Annotated in this window: 1 protein-coding gene; it reads right to left on the bottom strand. The window is 42.4% G+C overall.

Features of this window, described 5'->3' with window-relative positions:
* Positions 1 to 168: 168 nt before the first annotated feature.
* Positions 169 to 484: DUF3810 family protein (locus tag HC175_RS17915; protein ID WP_168139620.1), on the bottom strand; the 316-nt coding region annotated here is incomplete at its 5' end.

The following is a 484-nucleotide window of genomic DNA, read 5'->3' on the forward strand; positions in this document are numbered from 1 at the left end:
CACCCCGGCATTTACGCCGTCGTTTTTAGGAAAATACTACTGCGACTGCACCCCGGTCACGGCACAAAGCAGCAAGCCTAGTAAAAATCTGAATTTCATAAAGTAGTTTAGGATTGGATAAAATATTTCAAGCAGGTAAGTTAAAAAAAATTCAAGAATACCAAAGCCTTACATTCTCCCCCTGCTTTTGTGGTAATTTACCAGGAGCGCTACCACATAACTGTAACTCCGCATACCTTCGGGCTGATTATTAGCCACCAGAAAAGAATTGTACGTGAACATAAAAAGTGGTTCTAAAGGATTGGCATGGCTCTCCCAAAATTCGCGCACCTCCCTGTAATTTTCCTTGATGCCGAAATTCACCTCTTCTAAAAGTTCTTCGGCCAAAGCTTGATCCCTGCGATAAAGTTCGCTAAGGCAATAGCTAAGCGCAAAAGTATAACCCGAATACCTGAAGTAGGCATCAGGATGATTCATGGTAGTA

The organism is Salinimicrobium oceani, from assembly GCF_012037645.1.